Source organism: Nocardioides sp. Z24_21 (assembly GCF_058134345.1).
In genome coordinates, this window is sequence record NZ_JBYTTH010000001.1 from 833,098 (window position 1) to 852,639 (window position 19,542).

The following is a 19,542-nucleotide window of genomic DNA, read 5'->3' on the forward strand; positions in this document are numbered from 1 at the left end:
AATCCTGGGCAGGAGCACGCAGAGGTGGAGGCGGTCGGACGGGCTCAGGGTCGGGCTACCGCCCCGTCGTCGTAGGTGTTGCCCGTCCACTCGTTGCCGGGTGCGTTGCGGTCGAAGTCGGTGATTGGACCACCGCGTCCACACTTGCCGGTCGTGCCGCGCTCGAACACGTTGTCGATGAACCGGATGTTGCGGGCCTGGCCGGAGTAGGGCTTGCCGGCCGAGGAGCCGCCGTAGGCGCAGAACCACGCCGGGGTCGCCTTGAACAGGTTGTTCTGGATGAGGTTGTTCTGGACCGGACCGAAGTCGCCGTAGCCCGTCAGCGGGGCCGAGCAACCCGCCTCCGGCGGGACGTCGGGGGCGTCGCAGGCGATCGTGTTGTGGAGGATCTGGGAGTTCATCCCCATGCGGATCCCGGACTCGTGGTAGTAGCCCGAGAGGTCCTTGAACTGGCCGTGGACGTAGGAGTCCTTGACCGTGCAGTCCTCAGCGCAGTTGATCGATCGGTTGCCACCGACGATGTGCACGCGTTCGGCGACGAAGTCGGTCTCGCCGAGACCGGTGCCCTCCTTGTTGCCGGCGTCGATCATCGTGTCCTTGATGGTGAGGCTGCCCCCGGAGGCGACGCCCACGGTGCCCACGATGGAGGAGCGCGAGACGGTGACGTTGGGCGCGGCGACGGTGAGGCTGCCGGCGATGGTCTTGGCGTCGATCACCGCGCCGGCCTGGGTGATGGTCATCGGCCCGGTGTAGGTGGTCAGCGCCGTGCCCGCCGGCACGCCCGTGTTGGTGGCGTCGGGCCAGCCCGTGCTGGTGGGAGTCGGCGTCGGCGAAGGCGTGGGCGTGGGCGTCGTCTCCCCGGTGGTCGTCGGGCTGAACAGGACGTCGACCCAGTAGTTGGAGTGACGGTGGCTGCGCGTCGGGAACGTGGACTTCGCGCCGTAGCGATAGACGCTGCTTGCCTTGCGCACCGTGCGGAGGTAGTCGTTGGACCGCTGCTTCTTGAGTCCGCCCTTGGTCACGGCGTAGCGACCCTTCGGCGCGAAGACCGAGACCGTGTAGATGGTGCCGGGCTTGACGACGACCTTGCGCGGGAACTCCACGTCCACCCAGCCGGGGCCGCGACGGGGAGCGATGCGAGCCGTGGCGAGTCGCTCGCCGTCGGCGTTCCAGAGCGAGGCCCGCCTCGGGGTCGTCCCGGCGCCCTGGGCGATCTTGTAGACACGCGAGCCGGCGATCTTTCCCTTGCGGAGGACCTTGAACCGCAGTCCCAGCTCCACCGACCTGGCGTCCGGGTCCTTCGCGACCTTGGTCGGCGCCTTGGCACCGAACAGAGTGACGGGTGCCACGGCCCGGGGCTCCGTGCCGGGGACCGCCGGCGACGGCGTCGCCTCGACGGTCACCGCCGCAACGAGTGCCGCGACGAGTGCAGCGACAGCTGCGAGCGCCAAGGCCTCAGATCGGGTGCGGGCGTGCTGACGTTCGTGTCGGAACATGAAGCAACTTTCCGTGCGACAACGTGGACCATCCCCGTCCGGCCAGTAAGGCACACCCCGTGACCGCGACAAAGCCGCACACCATCAAACGGAGCACATACGTCACACCAGACCCAGGAGTGTGGCGGAATCAGTGATTTAGCCAGAATTTGGTATCAGATCGTTCCGCGAGTTCATCAAGAACCCGCGGCCGCGACCTCAGCCAGCCGCAGCGCGCCGGCGTGGTCGGTCTTGCCGTTGGCCAGCCGCGGTATCCCGTCGACGCGCACCAGCACGTCGGGGCGGGAGTCGGGAGACATGTGGGCGGCGAGCAGGTCTCCGACCCGTTCCTCGTCCACGTCACCGTCTCCTGCCGGCACCGCCAGGGTCACCAGCTCGCCGGTGCGGATCGCGACGGTGATGGCGTCCATCCCGGTGGTCTCGCGCAGCACCCGGTCGACGTCGTCGAGGTTGACGAACACCCCGCTGCGCTTGACCAGCCGTCCGGACCGCCCCAGGCAGACCAGGTCGTCGCCCGCCGTGCAGCCCAGGTCGCCCGTCACCACCCGGCCCGTCTCCCACCGCGGATAGAGGGGATCACCACCGAGGTCGTTCGAGGGACCGCCCAGCAGATACCCCTCACCCAGGTGCGGCGACCGGACGGCGAGCATCTCCGTCACGTCGTCGCCGTCGCCCTCCTGGACCATGGCGGTCCGCCACGGTCCGACCCTCCCTCGACCGATGGACACCGAGCCATGTCGCGACGTCAGGTGATCCGACCGATCGAACGCCGCGGCGCTGGCGAAACCGGCCGTCTCGCTGGTCCCGTAGGTGTTGACCAGCGTGGGCACACCGAAGCCGAAGACGTGCTCGGCCTGGCCGTGCGAGAGACGGTCGCCACCCGACCCCCACACCCGGAGCGAGACGGGGTTCGCCGAGCCGACCCGCTCCGCTCGGGCCAGGTCGATGAAGCGCGGCGCCACGCGGACGTGGGTGGCACGTGCCCGGGTGAGGAACGCCAGCGGACGCATCCGGTCACCCAGCGCGCTCGACACGACGAGAGAGGCACCGCTGGCCAGGGCCAGGAGCCAGTTGGTCATCGACAGGTCATAGGCGGGATGCGACGGCTCGGCGAGCCGGTCGCCCGGCCCGAGCCGGAGTGCGGCCGCGCCGTGGGGCGCGAACTCGGCAAGACACGACCACGTGGAGAGCACGCCCTTGGGAGCTCCGCCAGTGGAGCCGGAGGAGGTCGCGACGTAGCCTCCCGAAGCGGGGCCGTCGCTGGTCGGAGTGCGGCCCGTGAGCCCCTCCGAGTCGACCACCACGTCCGGGTCGAGAGCCGCCTCGATGGCCGAGACCCGCTCCGGGGCCGCGGAGGGGTCGACGAAGCAGAAGGTGAGGTCGCCGGCAACGGCGGCGAGGAGCACCTCCACCGCGTCGACCGATGCCGGCAGCCGCGCGACCACGACCGGGCGTTCGCGGACCGACAGGGACCGGATGCGCGCCGCCAGGTGCTCGGCGCCCTCGAGGACCTCGGACAGCGGGCGCACCTTCCTGCGGTCCGACACCGTCGGCGGTGCGGCGCCCGCCGCGGCGGCTCGCACGAGGCCGTGCAGCTCGACCATGCCTCAGGAGGTGCAGGTGTCGATGTGCCGCGCGAGCGAGTCGACCGTGCCGAACACCTCGGCGGTGATGTCCTCCTCGTCGAGCTCGAACTCGAATCTGTCCTCGATCGCGGTGATCAGCTCGACCAGGGCGAGCGAGTCGAGCTGCGGCAACGAGCCGAACAGCTCGGTGTCGGGCGGGTAGTCGGAGGGGCTGCCGCCGAGCAGCTCGGCGAGCATGCCGGCCAGCACGTCGGCCGTCCGGGTGAGCATCATGTCGGTCATCTCGTCACCTTTCGAGGGTTCACACCAGCACCTCCAGCGGTGCGGCGTGGCTGAGGAACTGGGTAGGGCTTGCGGTGAGCCCGTAGGCCCCGGCCTGGAAGAGGACGACCAGGTCGCCGACCTCGCTCACCGGCAGGTCGACCTTGTCGCCGAGCAGGTCCAGCGGCGTGCAGAGGCACCCGACCACCTGGACGGTCTCCGAAGCGGCCTGGTCCATCCGCGTCCCCACTGCGATCGGGTAGTTGCGCCGGATCACCTGGCCGAAGTTGCCGGACGCCGCCAGCTGGTGGTGCATGCCGCCGTCCACCACCAGGAACGTGGTGCCGCGGGAGACCTTCCGGTCGACGACGCGGGTCACGTAGACCCCGGCCTCGCCGACGATGTATCGGCCGAGCTCGAGCAGGACGCGGGCGTCCGGGAAGGCCGGTCGCAGCCGGTCGCGCATCAGCTGATGGAGGTTGTCGCCCATCGCACCGAGGTCGAGCGGCTGCTCCTTGCCGTAGTACGGGATGCCGAAGCCGCCGCCCAGGTTGAAGTAGGTCGGCGTCGCCGACATGGCCTCGGCCATCCGCATGACCAGGTCGACCGTCTCGCGCTGCGCCTTCATGAGGATGTCCGCATGGAGGTTCTGCGACCCGGCGAAGACGTGGAAGCCGCGCAGGTCGAGGTCCCGGACCTCGAGCTCGCGGACCAGGCTCGGTACGTCCTCGGCGTCCACCCCGAACTGCTGGGGGCCGCCACCCATCCGCATCCCGGAGCCCTTCACCTCGAAGTCGGGGTTGACCCGGATGGCCACGACCGGCCGGATCCCCATCCGCGCGGCGACGGCGGTGATCCGCTCGGCTTCGAGCCGCGACTCGATCTCGATGACGACCCCTGCGGCAACCGCCTGGGACAGCTCCTCGACGGACTTGCCCGGCCCGGCGAAGCTGACCGTCTCCGGCGCGGCCGGCGTGTCGAGGGCGAGCCGCATCTCGGCACCTGAGGCGACGTCGAGGGAGTCGACGATTCGGCTGAGGTGCTGCACCAGGGCAGGCATGGGGTTCGCCTTGACGGCGTAGCTGATCTCGAGGTCGGCGGGGAGAGCGGCCCGGAGTGCGGCGATGCGGTCCGTCAGCATGGCCCGGTCGTAGGCGAAGAACGGTGTGCTGCCGATGCGGTCGGCGAGGCGGCGTACGGGCACTCCTCCCACCAGCAGGTCCGGTCCTTGCGAGACCCGGGCGCTCGGCCGCACGGCGGGAGCCGGCTCCTTCGAGGGTGCCGCGGCCGCCGCCGGGGCGGGGAGAGCGGTGGCGGGCTGGGCAGTCACTGCACCGATCCCGTCCCTCACCACGCGAGGCATGTCAGCTCGCTGTAGAGGTAGTCGATGTGCTCCGGCGCCAGGGTCGGGCTGCGGAACATCTTGGGACGGGGCCGGGCCAGCTGCCGCCCGTGGCGCACGCTGCCGCCGGCGACCCGATGCTCCACCAGGGTCATCGGGATCCGGTGCCTGGTGAGCAGGTGGCCGGCGACCTGGCCGGCGGCCGTGCGGAACAGGTCCGGGTTGCTGACATGGAGGATCGTCCCGAACGCGCGCACGTTCTTGCGCCGGTCGTGGCGGAAGACCACGTGACAGTGCTCGCGGGGCGTGCTGACGAGGAGGTGCTTGGCAGCGGCTGCGCGCACGTGGTCGCGGTAGCGGTCGAGCTCCGCGGGCGTCAGCGTCTCGAGGAGATCCTGGGCGTCGCTCGAGACGCGGACCCCGTTCCGGGGCGTGGCCGGCAGGTTGGGGACCAGGTCGGTCGTGGTGTCGAGGTCGGCGAAGTGCAGCTTGCGGTTGAGCGGCACGACGTTGCCACTCGGCGAGAAGTCGGTGAAGTGGTAGCCCTCCTGCGCGAGCAGCCGGGTCAGGAGGCGCGTGCCGCGGTGCCGGTGACCCTCGAGGACACACCATGCTCCGAGGTTGCAGAACCGTTCGACCGAGCCGCCGACGACCCGGTCGGAGTAGTAGGCGAGGTAGGCGCCGACGACCTGTCCGTCCTGGCGGAGGTGGTAGCCATGGTTGGGCTGGTCCACCAGCCACGGCACCGCGAGCGCCTCGACCCACTGCTGGGGCGCGACGCGGGCGTTGAGGTGCTGGTGCAGGAACCGGCCGACCTCGAGAAGGTCACGAGACGTGATTGGCTCGACGTGCACCCCCACGCTGGCCCTCCTCGAGCTCGAGCGCCCGCGTGCTGATCCCACCCGCGGCGCTTCCCCACACCGAGCCCCGATCGGGACCGATGGCGATCACGCTAGATCCGTCCGGACCGCGGATGCGCCGTAGCGGACGCGCATACCCAACTCATGGGATGTAGGACCGGGAAGTCCCTCCGCGATCCCGGCGCCACGCTCGACTGGAGGTGCGCGGGCACCTGCTCGCGGTGGGTGAGGGGGGAAGCGTCATGCGCCGAGGATCGGCTGCCCGGGTCGTCCACCTCTGCTTCCACGGGATCGGTCGCCCGGCGCGCGACCTCGAGGACGGCGAGGAGCCCTACTGGATCACCGCCGACACCTACCAGCGCGTGCTCGACGAGGTCGCCGGCGACCCTCGGGTGCGGCTCAGCTTCGACGACGGCAACGCGTCGGACCTGGAGATCGGCCTGCCCGCGCTCGTGGAGCGCGGCCTCACCGCCACCTTCTACGTCCTGGCCGCCCGCCTCGACCGGCCGGGCAGCCTGGCGCGCGGCGACGTCCGCGAGCTGTCGCGCGCCGGCATGACCATCGGCTCGCACGGCATGGACCACCGCCCGTGGCGCGGCCTCCTGCCGGCCGGGGTGCGCCGTGAGCTCGTCGAGGCACGGGCGATCCTCGCCGAGGCCGCCGGGCAGCAGGTCGACCGGGCCGCGCTCCCGCTCGGACGCTACGACCGCCGCACGCTCGGTCACCTGCGGAGGCTCGGCTACGCGTCCGTCGCGTCGAGCGACCGCCGGTGGTCCACGGACAGCGCCTGGCTCCAGCCCCGGTTCAGCGTCCGCTCGCACGACACACCCCACTCGGTCCGCCGGGAGATGCTCACGCCCCAGCCCCTCGGCCAGCGGGTCAGGCTCGAGGCCGTCGGCCTCGCCAAACGACTGCGCTGATCGACGCGGTCACGCGCCCCACTCGGGTCCTCGGGCGGCCCGCAGGGTCGGCGGCGACAGCAAGGCGCGGACCGCCGCGCGCGACGTCTGCTTGCCGAGGACGCCCCGGCTGGTCTCCCGGGCGAGCAGCACCAGCCAGTAGGCGGCTGTGCGGACAGGGCCGTTGCGACGCGCGAAGAGCCGGAGCCGGTTGGCCACGAGCATCGACCACAGTCGTGGTGACGTCGTGGAGTCACCGCCGAGGTGGACCGCCGTCGCCGAGGGGACGTACCGGGTGAGATAACCGCGGTCTCGAGCCCGCAGGTGGTAGTCGGTCTCCTCGGAGTAGAGGAAGAAGCCTTCGTCCCACTCGCCACACGCCGCCCAGCACTCGGCACTGATCAGCTGGGTCGAGCCCTCGGCCCACTCGGTCGTCGCGGGACGGTCGTAGGCCGACGGGTCGGTCACCACCTCCCCGAGGGCACCCAGGCCACCGGCCCGGGTGGCCCCCAGCAGCGCGTCGGTCAGCGCCCGTGCGATGGTCGGCTCCCGGCGCATGGACGGGACCAGGCCCCCCTGCCCGTCGAGGAGCCGCGGCACCGCGACGCCCGTGCCGGGCAGCGCCAGCGCTTCCAGCAGGGCCGGCACGCACCCCGGCATGAGGCGTACGTCGGGGTTGAGCACGAGGACCGCGCGACCGACCCCGGTGGCGGCCACGGCCGCGTTGATCCCGGCGGCGTAGCCGGCGTTGCGCCCCACGGGCACGAGCACCGCGGCGGGCGCCAGCTCGCGCACGACCTCCAGTGAGCCGTCGTGGGAGTCGTTGTCGGCCACGGCCAGACGCCAGGGCACGTCGCCCATGCCCGTCGGCAACGACGCCAGGAGGTCGGCCACCAGGCTCGCGCTGTTGTAGGTGACGACGACGACGACGACCTCGTCATCGATCGGGTCACCGGCCGTCATGGGCAGCCGTCCGTTGCTGGCGGCTGAGCCGCCACGCGGCGGCCGACAGGCCGAGCAGCAGGAACAGGGCACCTGCCGTCATGGAGAAGACGAGGGCATCGAAGGTGCCGAGGGCGACGAACAGGCCCAGCAGGGACGCCGACAGGCACAGCCCGAGGTGTCGCGAGCGTTCGTCGGGCGCGCGCGAGCGCGCCGCGCGAGCCGAGAGGAAGCCGGTCACGAAGAGCACGATCGTGCAGAGGAGTCCCACGATCCCCAGCTCGAGGAGCAGGAGCAGGTACATGTTGTCGAGGATCCTGTAGAACTGCGGCACGAACGTGAAGAAGCCGCGACCGAGAACCGGGCCCTGGCTCCAGAGGAGGGACACCGCGTCGTAGTCGGTGGTCCGTCCAGAGATGCTCGGGTCGTTGCCGAGGTTGGCGAAGAGGGCGTAGATGGTGCCCAGCAGTCCTGGGAAGGCCCCACGCATGGCCACGATCGCGAACGGGAGCAGCACCAGTGCGCGGATCCTCCACTTGTTGGGCCAGCCGACCAGGATCACGACGAGCGCCACGATCGTGGACACGACCGCCGATCGGGACACCGACAGTCCCGCGCTCACCGCGATCAGGATGGTCGGCGTCAGGGCCCAACGATTGCCCCACTCGTACACGGTGCGGTGCAGCGACAGCGGCAGCAGGGCGGCCATGATCACCCCGAACTCGATCGGGTGCGCGGCCGTCGCGGACACCCGGTTGACCACCGACCGGGAGGCCACGCTGCCGAACTCGGAGTTCGCACTGAGCCCGGGGATGACGTAGAGCGAGGTGATGCTGAAACCCGTGAGGTACTGGACCAGACCCAGCACGGCCATGAAGGCGCCCAGCGCCGCGAGCCAGGTGATCACCCGCTCGAGCTCCTGCCAGGTCCTCAGGCCCTCTGCGGCGAGGAGCGTGATCCCCACCCAGGCGAACACCGCGACCAGCCCGCGGTCGGCAGCGCTCACCTGGACGTCCGCGAGCTCGGTGACCGAGGGGACCATGAGCGTCCAGTCGCTGATGCCCCGGCGAAGGTGGCCCGGCGAGTACCACCCATGGGCCATGGCAGAGGCGTAGCTCATCAGCACGGTGCCGGCGAACGCACCGACGACCACCCGATACCAGGTGAGTCCGCTGACGCGATTCTGTCCCCCCAGGGTCGCCAGCACCCACCACAACAGGATGCCCAGACCCCAGATGTTCGCCGGAGTCCCGGGCGATCCCAGGGGGGCGAAGATCAGCACGGACGGCAGCCCCAGCAGGAGCACGACGTACGCGCACAGGAAGTGGACTGCCGGGAGCGTGCGGCGAGCCCCCGTCACATCAGCAACGACGGGATCCGTGCCGACGAGCAGGTGCGGTCGGGTCGTCACGCGTCACCGTCCGCCCCTCGGCCGCGTCTGCTTCTTGCCACGCCCCGACCTCCCGGGCCGCGACGGCGGGTGAGCGGTGCCGGTGGCGTCGGCAGGATCGGGAATGGTGGCAGGTGTGTGCTCCACCGCCTCGGGTGCCGGGTCGTCGACCGGGTGGTGCTGCACCGCGTCGTCGGCACCGTCCTCGTCCACCACCGCGGCCGCTCGGATCGGATCATCGTCGGGACCGCTCGGCCCGGAGCCGGGCTCGTGCCCGGCACGCGCCGCGCGACGCTGTCGCCGGGTCAGGAGACGATCGATCACGAACACGGCCACCAGAAGGAGGACCAAGCCACCAGCGGCGGCTCCCGCCATCGCACGGAGCCGGCTCCCCGACAGCACCTCTGCGGTCGTCGTGACGCTGGTCTTGTTGGTCCTCATCAGCTGCGAACGCGGTGCGTCCACACTGACCTGGATGTCGACCAGCCTCTTGTCGATCCAGCTCATCACCGCGTCACGGGTCGCCACGGCGACGGCGGAGTCGGTGTCGGTCGAGGTGATCGTGAGCAGGGGTCCGGTGTCGGGGACGAGCGCCACGGAGTAGACGGCGTCGTATCCCTCGGCTGCGAGCGACGCGGCGACATCGTCGGAGACCGCTTCCGAGCCGATCAGCGAGGCGGTCGTCGTCAGGCCCGCCGGCAGGTTCAGGTAGGGGTTGACCCTCGTGTTGTCCCCCGGCGCGTCGGGCGGGAGGAGGAAGAGCATCAACCCGGAGGCCTGGTGCTGGACCGGGACCAGCGAGCGGACCACCATCACACCCGCCGCGACCAGCCCGAGCCCGATGAGGACGATCCACCATCGACGCCGCAACACCATCAGACCGTCAATGAAGTCCATACGAGCCGCTCTCCTCGGGGCGTGAACAATTCGATGCTAACGACGAGTGGCCCTCGGGTCGGCGCATTCGCCCCGACTCGGCAGATGCCGCCACTATCCTGCGGAGGGCCAGGTCCGCAGCTAGCGATCGCGAGCGAACACCGTGACCCCACCGCAACGTGCTCACCCCACTGAGGTGACCCTTGCGCTCGCCTACCACACGTGGGCGGACGGCCTGACCCGGCAGTTCGCCTGGTCCCCGGACCGCCTCGCGGTGCATCTCCTCGACGACACCTCGCTGGACAGCGTCGTCGTGGCCAACCCGCTGCGTAGCCATCTCGAGCGGCTTCGTGGCCGCGGGCAGGCGGCGGAGCTCCTCCCCGACCGACCCAGACGCCATCTGGTCCAGCCTCGGAGGTGGCGGCGTCAGGACTCCCCGTCCGTCGAGTCGTCGCTCGCGACCTACCGTCGTCTCGACCACTGGCTCGCCGCGGCGAGCCGGCGCCTGGGGCAGGAGCGTCCCGTGCTGGTGAGCTGCCACCCGCTGCTCGCGGCGGTCGCGGACGACCGGCACTGGAGCGACGTCGTCTACTACGGCTGGGACGACTGGCTGACCTACCCGAACCACGCGCACCTGACCGACCTCGTCGCCCACGGCTACGAGCTGATGGCCGAGCGGGAGGTCAACGTCATCGGCGTCACGCGCGCCATCGTGGACCGAGTCGGGTCGCCCCGTGGCAGCGTCGTGCCCAACGGCATCAACGGCATGGACCACGAGCCGGGGGGCGCTGCCGTTCCTGGCTGGTTCGAGGAGCTGGACGGACCCGTCGCCCTGTATGTCGGAGCGCTGCAGGAGCGGGTCGACATCGAGGCCGTGCGCCGCCTGGCCCTCGACCTCCCCGACTGGCAGGTCGTGCTGGTCGGCCCGCTCCAGGACCCGCCGCGCTTCGCCCGTCTCGCCGAGGTGCCCAACGTGCACGTGATGCCGCCTGAGCCGCGCCCGGTCGTCCTCGAGCTGATGGCGCGGGCCACGGTCTGCCTCATCCCCCACCGGCGTACGCCGATGTCGGAGGCCATGAGCCCACTGAAGCTCTACGAGTACCTGGCCTCCGGAGCGCGGGTCGTCGCCACCGACCTCGAGCCGATGCGTGGCGTCTCCGATCGGTGCCTCCTGGTCGAGGAGGGCACGCCGCTGGCCCCGGCGGTGCTCACCGCGTGTGAGGTGCCTCGCCCCTCCGCGGAGGAGCTCGCCGCCTTCAGGTCCGCGCATGACTGGTCCAGCCGCTACCGGGACTGGCGGATCGCGGCGTTCGGTCGCTGACCCCCAGCTGGTGGCGGAAGATGTAGTAGCCGCCACGGTCGCGGGACGCAGCGATGAGCTCGAAGCGACCGCTCCACGTGAGCTGCTCGGCCAGGCGGGTGACGGGGCTGCGCATCGCGTCCTCGAGGATCACGATGCGCGCCCGGTGGGCAGCGTCGCCCACGGCCGGGGTGATCACCGCGTGCCGGCCCACGTGCACGAGGGTCCGCTGGTCGGCAGCGTCGGGGCCGGTGCCGGTCGGCTCGTCCCGGCCGGCGGCCACGTCGGCGACCCGCGGCAGGCGGGGGTTGCGCGCCGCTGCCAGCCGCATGGACCGTTCCCGCAGGCTCAGGCGGGAGGCGCCGAAGACGAGCACCGTGTCGAGCGCCTCGCGCTCCACCACATCGGTCAGCGACTCCAGCCAGTCGTGCCCGACCCGACGTCGGGCGCTCTCGCGCACCCGCTCGGTCGCCTGCGCCGCGACGCCTCGCAGGCCCGTGGCGGCGCGACGCACCGCGGCCCCGACCGTGCCGGCCACCGACGCCGGCACGGCGGTCGACGGTCGGCGCACGGGGGCCGGGGCGAGCGGGGCGACGCCCACCGTCCGCTGGGGTGTCGCGCCCCGTCGCGGCTCCAGGTCCCTCGCGAGGGTGGCGACCTCGGCCGCGGCCTCGGCCTGGTCGTTCGCCCGGAGCATCGTGGCGAGGCGGTCGAGCCAGTGCGTCCACGAGAGCGGAGGCAGCGGGTTGGGAGACGGACGACCGATGGGCGCGGGGGGCACCGTCATGCCGGTGAGGTCCGCGACGACGGCGCGGGTCCGGTCGAGCTCGGTGTGGCCCAGGCCCGGGTGCTCCGCCGCCGCCACCTGGGCGCCCGCGAGGTCGCCGAGGCACAGGCGGGCCCAGATGAGCACCGCCCACTGGACCGGGTCGGGGCTGGTGGGCTCGTAGAGCCCGTCGACCCGCTCGAGCAGCTGCGTGACCGATGACAGCGCATCGGCGGCCCGGCCGTCGAGCAGCTGGGCCGTGGCCGTGCCGACGACCGCCTCGGGGACGTACTGGAAGCTGGCGGCGCCGGTGAACGCGCGCTCGGCCTCCTGGTAGCGCCTCCGCTCGACCGCAGCCCAGCCCTGGCGCAGGTAGACGCGGTCCTCGGCCGTCGACCCCGGAGCCGTGGACATGCCCGTCGAGGGGTTCGAGGAGGCCGACCGCACCGGCGCGAAGGGGTGGTCCTGGACCAGCGCGGCGGTCGAGCCGGTGCTCGTGGCCAGGTCGTACCAGTCGCGAAGCTGCCGACGCTGGTCGGCGGTGTGCCGCTCGAGGACGAGACGCCGCCCGGCGACCGTCACCGCGGCCAGCTCGTCGGGGTGGGTGACGAGGTGGTGCACCTTGTCGAGCACGTCGTCCTCGTCGGCCAGGACGCAGTTGACCATGTCGACGTAGCCCGCCGCGTGCATGGCGGGGGTGTCCTGGGCGATCAGGCAGGTGGCCGAGGCAGGGATCTCGAGGTGCTTGCGCACGAAGTCCTGCGTGAAGTTGCCGCAGCTCGGGGCGAACGAGGCGGAGTTGATCAGGCGCGAGTACGCCTCGCCCACCGGCATCGACCGCGTGCCGGCCGAGTCGGTCCACCCGAAGTGCGGCGTGGAGAGGACGGGGTAGTGCTGGGCGAGCACCTTGTTGACGCGGTTGCGCCACGGGTAGTGCCGCGCCTGGCTCCCGGTGAGCAGCACCGGCACGACCTTGGGCAGGCCGTGGTCGCGGTGGACCTGCGGGTCGACCCAGTTGGGCCAGTAGAAGAGCCGATCGGCGATCTCGGGGGTGTAGGCGCCCATCGCCACCGAGACGGTGAAGTAGGTCTCCACGCCCCAGTCGGCCATGTCGGCGAGGAACACTCCCCGCACCGGGTCGAACGCGTCCGAGTTGAGGAAGCCGATCCGCGGAACGTCTGCGTGGGTGTCGAGGCGGGTCAACCGGCGCGGTCCGACGTAGACGCCGGACTCGAAGAGGACGAGGTCGGGCCGGTGCTGGTCGCACAGGGCGTCGAAGTCGCCGTCCTGGTCGACCAGGGTCACGTCGAAGTGCAACGAGAGGCCGCGGATCTGCTCGGCGAGCTGGTCGTGGACGAACGGCGCCAGCCCCGGGCGGACCCAGCGGAAGAAGAGCAGACGCGGCTTCGCCACGGGCACCGTGGTGGCTCGAGGTCCGGCGTTCACGCGCCCCCTCCGCCGCGTCCGGACCGGGCGAGGTCGAGGAGCGCACGGCCCGCGACCGCGGTGTAGACCGCGCCGCCGGCCGCGGCACCGACCAGCAGCTGCCCGTGAGGGCTCTCGACCGTGCGCATGGCGAGGGCGGCGGCGACCGCCGCCAGTCCTGCGCAAGCCAGCGGCAGGACGATCGCGCGGCCCAGGATGCCGGCCAGCCCGTCGACGAGCGGCGACACCGCGAGCCCGTAGGCGGGCAGCACGACGAGGACTACGACGGCCACGTGGGCCCAGGCGACGCCATGGAGCCCGTCCATTCGCGCCCCGATCGCCATCGCGGGGAACAGGGCAACGAGCCAGGCCACCTGGATCACCAGCGCCCGCGACGTGCGCCCGGCACCGACGAGCAGGTTGGAGAGCAGGGAGACGAGGGCGAAGCAGCCGCCGTAGACCGCGAGGATCTCCAGCACCGGCGCCGCTTCGTCCCACGTCGCGCCGTAGAGCACCCGGATGAGCGGCTCGGCGAGCACGTAGGTCATCGCGGCGATGACGAAGGCGACCAGGCAGACCGCCCGGGTGGAGCGGCCGAGCGCGGAGGAGAGCTGCTGGCGGTTGCCCCACACCCGCGAGAAGCCGGGCATCGCGACGCCGTTGATCGCACCGCTGAGGACGGCGGTCGCCCAGGAGGACACGTTGAACGCGAGCATGTAGACGCCGAGGAAGGCAGCGCCGAACTGGTGTCCGACCAAGGCGTAGTCGGCGTTGACGAGGGCGTAGTTGACCAGGTTGGCACCCGCGAGCGGGAGCCCGAAGGCGAAGACGTGGCGCAGGTGGCGCGAGGTGATCCGCGGTCGGTAGACCCGGGCCACCGCGACCAGGATGAAGGCCCCCTGGAAGACGATGGCCGCGACCCGCGACCAGGCGAACGCCATCGCGCCGGCACCCTGCGTGGCGAGGACGACGAGCAGGATGCTCGAGGGGACGAAGCCCGCGACGGTCGCGGCGAAGAGCCGGCCCTGCTGGAACTCGCGCGCGAGCAGGGCCGTGGGCACGGCGATCACGCCGCCGACGACGAGGACGAGGGACATCACCCGGATCTCCTCGACCGCGGCGGGCGCCCCGAACATGTCCGCCAGCCGCGGCGCGGAGAGGCTGACCAGGACCGCCAGGACGACACCGCTGAGGATGGCGATCGCGGTGACGGTCGGACCCACCTCGTCGGGGTCGACGTCGCCGCGCACCAGGTAGGCCGCGACTCCCCAGTCGGCGAAGCCGCTCACGACCACCGACACCGTCAGCGCCGCGGCGAACACCCCGAACTGCTCAGGTGAGACGAGGCGGACCACCACCACCATCACTGCGATGTTGGCGAAGCGGATCGTCAGGTTGTTGACGACTCCCCAGGCCGCGCCCGACCGCACGCGCGCCTCGAGGCCGCGCCCCGCCTCCGGAGCGCGCCCGTCGAGGACCTGCCGTCCCCGAGTCCTGCTCACAGTGTCCCCACTCACGTCACGTCTTCCCCCTGCGTCGGCCAAAGCCGCCGGTCCCCCTGGTCCCCTGCATGCCCGGCCCGCACCCGGGCCGTCCGCGCGGTCTCGCCCTACGGCACCGCGTACTCGAACTCCAGGTCGACGAAGTAGTTGGTGGCGTTCCACGACGACACCGGGAACCCACCTCCCCATCCGTACACGTAGCGCCCGTTCTGGGTCGTCGCCGCGGTCAGCGGCCCGGAGGTGACGGCACTGGCGAAGAAGGCTCCGGTGTAGGAGAAGTTGCCGTTGGGTGCGTAGTAGGAGACGACGTAGGTCTCTCCCGGCGTCAGCGCCAGCGGCGTCGCCAGGGCGGCGGTCTGCCAGCCGCTGGCGGTCTCGTTGGTGAACGTCACCGTCGCGAGGCGAGTGCCCGCGGCGTTCCAGATCGACCCGGTGTGGGTCCCGGTGTTGCCGGGTCCCTTGTAGAACCTGATCGCCGTGGCCGTCCCGGCCTTGCTGGTCGTGAACGCCATGCCCAGCTCGATGTCGCTCGACTCGCCCGACGACAGGGTGGCGGGCGTCGCGGGGCCGATCAGGCTGGCCACCGCGGTGGCCGACGCCTTCGTCGTGAACGACCACGTCTGGTCGGCCAGGACCGCACCACGGGTCGAGACCACCCCGGAGACCGTCGCGGTCAAGGTCCTGCCCGGCGGTAGTCCCCCGCTGGGCACGAACGTCAGCGACCTGCCGTCGCCCGACAGCGTGGCGGTGCCCGGCACGGTCGTCGCGCCGTCCTTGACCGTGAAGGACCAGCCAGGCGACACCTGGGCCGAGAACGTCATGCTCGGCGACACCGAGGTGGCGACCTCGGTCGCCCCGGAGGACGGCGATCGGCCGGTCGTGGTGATCGTCGGGACGCCCCGCCGGTAGACCACGTCCACGAAGTAGTTGGTGGCGTTGTAGCTGTAGGCCGGGTAGCCGCCGCCGTAGACGTAGCGACCGTTGTTGGCCGCCGGCGCAGTGACGTCACCCTCGACCCACGCGGTGGCGAAGAACTGCGGCGACATGGAGTAGCGACCCTGCGGCGCGAGGTAGGAGACGACGTACTCCTGGCCCTCGGTCACGTTGAGGGGCGTCGCCAGCGTGGCCGTCTGCCACCCGGTCGCCGTCTCGTTGGTGAACGTCACCGTCGCGAGCCGCGTGCCGGTGGCGCTCCAGATCGAGCCGGTGTGCGTGCCGCCGTTGCCTGCTCCCTTGAAGAACCGGATGGCGGTCACCTTGCCGTCCGCGGCCGGGACGAACCGGGTGCCGACCTCGACCGACGAGCTGTCGTCCGCGGCCTGCACCTGGGGCACGAGGTCACCGAAGAGGCTCTGGGGGCGGGCCACGTCGTCGTCACCGGACGTGCGGAAGGTCCACTGCTGAGCCGGGAGCGTCGCGCCCTCGTCGGACACCACGCCGGTGAGGGACGCCGTGACGAGCACATCCTTCGGCAGCGGCTGGGTCGGTGTGAACGTCAGCTTGGTGCGGTCGGCGTTGGACGTGGTCGTGCCGGCGATCGTGCTGCCCGACTGGCTCAGCACGAAGGTGTAGCCGTTGGCGACCGGCGCGGACGTCCGGACCGAGACGACGCTCCCGCGGCTGACCCCCGTCGCTCCGTCGGCCGGGTCCTGCGACGTGACCGAGATCGACGGCTCGGGATAGGCGAAGACGGGATCCACGTAGTAGTTGTTCGACGAGCTCGACCCCGGGAAGCCGGTGCCGTAGGCGTAGGAACCCGACGTGCCGGTGACCGCAAGCGGTCCGCGGGAGTGGTTCTCGGCGAGGAAGCCGTTGGTCGTGTGGGAGAACAGGCCGGTCGGCGAGTGGTAGGACACGACGTACTCGGTCGACTTCGCGACCGGCACGGGCTGCGTGAACGTCAGCTCCTGCCAGCCGACCGTCGACTCACCGGCGAAGGTGCCCGACGCGAGCACCGCCCCGGCTGAGCTCCACAGCGTGCCGACGTGACTGCCGGTGTTGGCCTGCGACTTGTAGAAGCGGACGCCGGTGATCACGCCGTTCTGCGTGGTGGTGAAACGCGTGCCCACCGTGAGCGGCGACCCGTCGGTGGCCTGGAGCACCGTCGGCACCTCGGTCTCGTCGAAGAGCGTGCACGGGCAGACCCCCACCGCGGCCGCGGGCCTGGCGGTGCGGAACGACCAGGTCCTGCCGGCCGTCACCAGGCTGCCCTGGGTGTCGGTGCCGGAGACGGTGGCGGTGTAGCTCACGAAGCCGGCCAGCGGCTGGCTCGGCGTGAAGGTCACCGTGCGGGTCGAGGCGTCGTAGGTCGTGGCACCCGCGACGGTGGCGTTGTTGGAGTCCTTCAGCACCAGGCCGGCGCTGCCCGCGGTCAACGGCTTCGTGAAGCGTGCCGTCACCGTCGACGTGGTGGGCACGCTCGACGCGCCGGCCACCGGGAGCTGGTTGGTCGCCATCAGGGGCGACGCGTCCTCGGTGTTGAAGAGCACGTCCACGTAGTAGTTGCTGCCTCGGTAGGACTGGTTGGGGAAGGAGCCGGCGGGGCCGAATACGCCCGCCGACGCCGCACCGAAGCCGCCCTCGACGAGCAGGGCCCCGGTGTCGAGCGGCGCGGCCGCGAAGGCGTCGGCCTGGACCGCGTAGTGCCCGTTGGGCACCGTGTAGGAGACGACGTAGGTCTGGCCGGCCGCGACTGCCACCGGCGCGGAGAAGCTCGCCTGCTGCCAGCCTGACGCCGTCTCACCGGTGAAGGTGACCGAGGCGAGCCGCTCACCCGTGGCGCCCCACAGGGACCCGACGTGTGTCCCGGTGTTGCCGGCACCCTTGTAGAAGCGCACGCCCGTGATGAAGCCGTCGCCCCCGGCGACGAAGCGCAGGCCGACCTCGGCCGACGAGGCGTCGTCGACCGCGGGCGTGTCGGGCATGGACTGACCGAAGACGCTGCACGGGCACTTGGCGGTGTAGGAGCGGGTGACGGCGGCGCCGATGTTGGCGCTGTCGTCCATCGCCCGCGCCCGCACACTGACCGCGCCGACCCCGCGTTGCAGGGTCGTGTAGGACCAGGACGTCGTGCCCGTGGCGGCGTGCCAGGTCTCCCCGGCGTCGAGGGACACCTCCACGCCTGCGACCCGGCCCCCGACGTCGCCGGCGGTGCCGGTGATGGTCACCGACGCGCCGTTGTGCTGCTGGACGGTGGTGGCCGGCGCGGTGATCGCCACCGTGGGTGCCGTGGTGTCGGTGCTCCTGGTGGCGGGCACCAGCCCGGGGGCCAGGGTCGAGGGCTGGACGCCCATGTCGGCGAACAGGTTGACCTGGAACTGCCTCATCCGGGCGTCCTGCGGTCCCCCGACCCGGTCGTGGGTGTCGTCGAGCCCCCACGACCACTGGATCGTGCCGGCGCTGAACACGAGCGCGCCGCTGGGCGCCTTGTAGAGCGTGATGTGGTGCTCGGTCTTCCCGGGCGCCGTGGTGTTGCCGAAGTCCTGGAGGATCTGGGGCACGTCGCCGACCGTGGTCGACATCCGGATCAGTCCCGCGGGCCGGTGCCCGTTGTCGAGGTCCTCGTTGGACTCGTAGCCGATGGTCGCGTCGGACAGTGCGGCCCTGGTACCGGCCGGCAGTGTCGCCAGGGACGTGTTGCGCCACATGCGCAGCTTGCCCTCCTCCGAGCTCACCGTGATCGGGAGCTCGCTGAAGTTCGAGAGGTACGCCGTGCCGGTGAGCGCGTTCTCCGGCCGTCCACCGCCCTGGCTGCTCGGCGCGAGCCGGGGGTCGCGCCAGGTGCCGGTGGACTGGGGGGACGGATCGATCTTGGCGTTGGCCCAGGTCTCCTTGTAGGAGACGAGGGTGCGGTAGGGCGTGTGGCTGACGTCGGCGGACGGCGCGTAGCGGGTGCGCCAGTAGACCTCGTTGCCGCTGAGGAACTGCAGGTGGACACCGGCCGCACGCGCCGCTTCCACGTTGGCGCGCTGGGCGCCGCTCCAGTACTCGTCGTGACCCACGGACAGGAAGACCTCGTGGTTGGTGAGCAGGTGGCCCCTGCGGTCGGTGTCGACACCGGCGATGTAGCTGACGTCGTAGCCGTTCTGCTCCAGGAAGCGCACCATCGGGTACTCGTTGGAGAAGAAGAAGTCGCGCCCGCCGTTGTCGCCGCGCGTCATCATGGGGCGGTTGTAGGAGAGCTGGTACGCGCGACCGTTGGCGCCGCCCTGGTAGAAGTCCGAGCCGCCGTAGGTGTTGTAGGCCTGCCACGTCGGGTCGGAGGTCTGGAACACGACGTCGGAGGTGCTGGCGTCGTCTCGCACGATGAACGTGATGTGGCTGCGGTCGCCGTTGGAGCGCTTGAGCAGGGCGACGTAGACGCCGGACACGGCCGTCGACGGCACGTTCCACGACGCCGACACCGCCCAGTTGCCGCAGTCGTACAGCTCGGTGGTGCCGTCCTTGATGCAGTTGGGCTGGTCCTGGGGAAGGGACGCGCTGGGGCTGACCGAGGTGATGTAGCGAGCGCCGTAGCCCTGGTAGTAGCCGATCCGGTAGATCCCGATGGAGTAGGACGTCGCCGGCGTCTTGATCTTGAAGTCGATCCTCTGGCCGACGTTGACCGAGATGTCGGTCGAGAAGCCCTGGATGGAGTCCGAGCCGGCCCCGTCGATGTCCCAGACCTCGGCGTCGGTGCCCGTCTTGGCGTTCTCACAGGCGATCTTGTTGCCCGACGGGCCGCAGGGGTCCGCGGCACTGGCCGCCGACAGGGCCGGTCCCACCATCGCATTCAGTGCCGCGACCAGCGCGAGCACTGCCACCTTCCACGTCCACGCTCGCCCGAGACCCCACGTGCGATTCCCAGCAGTGCTGGCCATCTCTCCACCCTTCACGGCCCGCGACGCGGCGCCCCACG

General features: G+C 71.3%; 13 protein-coding genes. 2 read left to right on the top strand and 11 right to left on the bottom strand.

The window, feature by feature from the left end; all coding sequences use genetic code 11:
* Nucleotides 1-44: 44 nt before the first annotated feature.
* From AC3X7Z_RS04090 to AC3X7Z_RS04110, 5 genes are all read right to left on the bottom strand, one after another.
* Nucleotides 45-1,349 carry a DUF4082 domain-containing protein gene (locus AC3X7Z_RS04090; protein ID WP_489975086.1) on the bottom strand — a complete coding sequence of 435 codons (1,305 nt, stop codon included), beginning with the start codon at nucleotides 1,347-1,349 and terminating at the stop codon, nucleotides 45-47.
* A 323-nt stretch (nucleotides 1,350-1,672) separates the two neighbouring features.
* Nucleotides 1,673-3,100: an AMP-binding protein gene (locus tag AC3X7Z_RS04095; protein WP_489975087.1), complete on the bottom strand. Its 1,428-nt coding sequence runs from the start codon at nucleotides 3,098-3,100 to the stop codon at nucleotides 1,673-1,675.
* A gap of 3 nt (nucleotides 3,101-3,103) precedes the next feature.
* Nucleotides 3,104-3,364: an acyl carrier protein gene (locus AC3X7Z_RS04100; protein ID WP_489975088.1), complete on the bottom strand. Its 261-nt coding sequence runs from the start codon at nucleotides 3,362-3,364 to the stop codon at nucleotides 3,104-3,106.
* 19 nt (nucleotides 3,365-3,383) lie between these two features.
* The gene (locus AC3X7Z_RS04105; RefSeq protein ID WP_489975089.1) at nucleotides 3,384-4,673 is read right to left on the bottom strand and encodes a pyridoxal-dependent decarboxylase, exosortase A system-associated; all 1,290 of its coding nucleotides are present in this window, start codon (nucleotides 4,671-4,673) and stop codon (nucleotides 3,384-3,386) included.
* A gap of 17 nt (nucleotides 4,674-4,690) precedes the next feature.
* Nucleotides 4,691-5,545 (bottom strand): hypothetical protein, encoded by an 855-nt coding sequence (locus AC3X7Z_RS04110; protein ID WP_489975090.1) that lies wholly within the window; start codon nucleotides 5,543-5,545, stop codon nucleotides 4,691-4,693.
* A 242-nt stretch (nucleotides 5,546-5,787) separates the two neighbouring features.
* Here AC3X7Z_RS04110 and AC3X7Z_RS04115 point away from each other — a divergent pair, with 242 nt between their 5' ends.
* Nucleotides 5,788-6,465: a polysaccharide deacetylase family protein gene (locus tag AC3X7Z_RS04115; protein WP_186339046.1), complete on the top strand. Its 678-nt coding sequence runs from the start codon at nucleotides 5,788-5,790 to the stop codon at nucleotides 6,463-6,465.
* Between the two features lie 9 nt (nucleotides 6,466-6,474).
* Here the strand turns inward: AC3X7Z_RS04115 and AC3X7Z_RS04120 are convergent, their stop codons facing one another.
* Genes AC3X7Z_RS04120 through AC3X7Z_RS04130 form a run of 3 tightly spaced genes read right to left on the bottom strand, consistent with a single transcriptional unit; the run spans nucleotide 6,475 to nucleotide 9,673 of the window.
* A complete protein-coding gene (locus AC3X7Z_RS04120) occupies nucleotides 6,475-7,407 on the bottom strand; it encodes a glycosyltransferase family 2 protein (protein WP_186339047.1) in 933 nt (310 codons plus the stop codon).
* Entirely contained in the window at nucleotides 7,394-8,797 is a 1,404-nt protein-coding gene (locus tag AC3X7Z_RS04125; RefSeq protein WP_489975091.1) for an O-antigen ligase family protein, read from the bottom strand. Before AC3X7Z_RS04125 ends, AC3X7Z_RS04120 begins: the two co-directional genes overlap by 14 nt.
* Nucleotides 8,798-8,800: 3 nt before the next feature.
* Nucleotides 8,801-9,673, bottom strand: coding sequence for a YveK family protein (locus AC3X7Z_RS04130; RefSeq protein ID WP_489975092.1), 873 nt, complete (start codon nucleotides 9,671-9,673; stop codon nucleotides 8,801-8,803).
* Nucleotides 9,674-9,848: 175 nt separating this feature from the next.
* Between AC3X7Z_RS04130 and AC3X7Z_RS04135 the strand changes: the two genes are divergently transcribed.
* A complete protein-coding gene (locus AC3X7Z_RS04135; protein ID WP_489975093.1) occupies nucleotides 9,849-10,973 on the top strand; it encodes a glycosyltransferase in 1,125 nt (374 codons plus the stop codon).
* Here the strand turns inward: AC3X7Z_RS04135 and AC3X7Z_RS04140 are convergent.
* From AC3X7Z_RS04140 to AC3X7Z_RS04150, 3 genes are all read right to left on the bottom strand, one after another.
* Nucleotides 10,909-13,131 (bottom strand): glycosyltransferase family protein, encoded by a 2,223-nt coding sequence (locus tag AC3X7Z_RS04140; RefSeq protein WP_489975094.1) that lies wholly within the window; start codon nucleotides 13,129-13,131, stop codon nucleotides 10,909-10,911. The two genes, AC3X7Z_RS04135 and AC3X7Z_RS04140, sit on opposite strands and share 65 nt — an antisense overlap.
* Before the next feature lie 29 nt (nucleotides 13,132-13,160).
* Complete coding sequence (locus tag AC3X7Z_RS04145) at nucleotides 13,161-14,645, bottom strand: oligosaccharide flippase family protein (RefSeq protein ID WP_489975095.1); 1,485 nt, start codon at nucleotides 14,643-14,645, stop codon at nucleotides 13,161-13,163.
* Between the two features lie 107 nt (nucleotides 14,646-14,752).
* Nucleotides 14,753-19,504 (bottom strand): DUF4082 domain-containing protein, encoded by a 4,752-nt coding sequence (locus AC3X7Z_RS04150; protein WP_489975096.1) that lies wholly within the window; start codon nucleotides 19,502-19,504, stop codon nucleotides 14,753-14,755.
* Nucleotides 19,505-19,542: the final 38 nt, after the last annotated feature.